The organism is Streptomyces albidus (ex Kaewkla and Franco 2022) (assembly GCF_013870515.1).
Classification (GTDB): domain Bacteria; phylum Actinomycetota; class Actinomycetes; order Streptomycetales; family Streptomycetaceae; genus Streptomyces; species Streptomyces albidus.
Genome location: NZ_JACBXA010000468.1, coordinates 1 through 1965 on the forward strand (window position 1 = coordinate 1; position 1965 = coordinate 1965).

1 protein-coding gene and 2 pseudogenes are annotated in these 1965 nt (G+C 73.5%); all 3 read left to right on the forward strand.

Translation table 11 applies throughout. The annotated features are described in order from the left end of the window. Positions 1 to 393 (forward strand): annotated as a pseudogene (locus tag H5J26_RS30580) (NYN domain-containing protein); the annotation flags it as partial. Positions 394 to 475: 82 nt separating this feature from the next. Further along, positions 476 to 1504, forward strand: coding sequence for an ABC transporter ATP-binding protein (locus H5J26_RS30585; protein WP_419183873.1), 1029 nt, complete (start codon positions 476 to 478; stop codon positions 1502 to 1504). Between the two features lie 5 nt (positions 1505 to 1509). Further along, positions 1510 to 1965: pseudogene (locus H5J26_RS30590) on the forward strand (ABC transporter permease); the annotation flags it as partial.

Sequence of the window (1965 nt, forward strand, 5' to 3'; positions counted from 1 at the left end):
GGGACGCCGGGCGAGGCCCCCGACATCGCGGCCCTGCCCATGCTGGCCCAGCTGACGACGGCCGAGCAGCGCTGGGCGGACCGCGAAGAGGACATCACCGCGGTCAGCGGCGACCCCTTCGAGGTGGGCCAGGTCTTCGCCCGCCGCTGGCTGGAGCGCCTCTCCGCGCCCGTACACGTGCAGTCGCTGGCCCGTGAATACCCGCGCATCCCGCACCGCATCGACGGGGAACTGCTCCGTTACGCCGCCCGCTTCGGGCTGCTCGCGCACAAGGACGACCAGATCGACGAGCACGACCGGTATGCGATCCGCGCGGGCTTCTGGCGAGAGGTCGACGCCCCCGTGAGCGGGCAGCAGAGCGCTCCGGCAGAGGGCGCGCCCGTCCCCGAGTGAACGAGCGGGCGACAGCCGGTGGGAGAGCAGGCGAGCGGCCCGTTGTCAGCCGGGCCGCCGCAGCAGCGTAGGCTCGTCGCTCGTGGGAACCGGCACATGGCAGCAGGCGGTGGGAAGCGTGGCTACGGCGACGCGGGCCGCCGTGCGCATGACCGGGCTGGTCAAGACCTACCCGGCGGGCAGGAGCCGGCGCGGACGGCCCCGCACTCCGCCCGTACGGGCCTGTGACGGGATCACCCTCCAGGTGCACCCCGGAGAGATCTTCGGCCTTCTCGGGCCGAACGGAGCGGGGAAGACGACCGTCGTCAGGCAGCTCACCGGCCTTCTGCGCCCCGACTCGGGCAGCGTCGACGTACTCGGCCACGATCTCGTGCGGCACCCGGAACGTGCTTCGCGGCTGCTGGCCTATCTGGGTCAGGAGTCGAGCGCACTGGACGAGTTGACGGTGGGGCTCGCCGCCGAGACGACGGCACGGCTGCGCGGGCTGGACGCAGGCGCCGCACGCCGCGAGCGTGACGCCGTACTGGACGAGCTCGACCTCGGCGACCTCGCCGGACGCCCGCTGAACAAGCTCTCGGGCGGCCAGCGTCGCCTGGCCTGTGTCGCGGCGGCGCTCGTGGGCGAGCGGCCCCTGCTCGTGCTCGACGAGCCGACGACCGGCATGGACCCCCTGGCCCGGCGCGCGGTCTGGTCCGCGGTGGACCGGCGGCGCAGCGAGTACGGAACCACGGTCGTGCTGGTGACGCACAACGTCATCGAGGCCGAGACCGTCCTGGACCGGGTCGCGGTGCTGGAACGGGGCCGCGTCATCGCCTGCGACACCCCGGGCGGGCTGAAGAGCATGGTCGGCGAGGACGTAAGGCTGGACCTGGTCTGGCGTGACCGCGCACCGCTGGAGGTGCCCGAGGTCGCTGAGCTGGCAGGACGCGCCACCGTCTCAGGGCGCCGCTGGACGCTGCGCCTGGCGCCGGAGGCGGCCCGCGACGCGGTCAGCGTCGTCACCACCGGCAAGGCCTTCGCGGCACTGGACGACTTCTCCCTGGCGACGCCCAGCCTGGAGGACGTGTATCTGGCACTGGGCGGCAGCGGGGAAGGTCTGGTGAAGGCGTGAGTTCGGTGGCGTTGCGGGGAACCGCGCGGGCCGCACGGCCCGAGGAAACCGAGACTTCGGCAGGTGCTTCCCGTACGGGTGCGGAGACCCCCGCGCCCCTCGCCCCGCGTGCCCGGCTGTGGCCCGCGCTGTGCGCCGTCTACCGCGCCCAGCTTTCGCGGGCGCGGGTCGCCCGCATCCCGCTCCTGTTCGTGGCGACGTTCCAGTCGCTGGGGATCATGGTGCTGATGAGGGGCGTCGTCGAAGGCGGCGCGGAGTCGCGCGCGGTCGTCGCCGGGTCGAGTGTCCTGGTCGTGGCCTTCGTGGCGCTCAACCTCCTGGCCCAGTACTTCGGGCAGCTGCGCGCGGGCGGCGGGCTCGACCACTTCGCGACGCTTCCGGTGCCGGCCGCAGCGGTGGTGCTGGGCGCCGCGGGCGCGTACGCGTCCTTCACCGTCCCGGGAGTCGTGGTCACCGCGGTC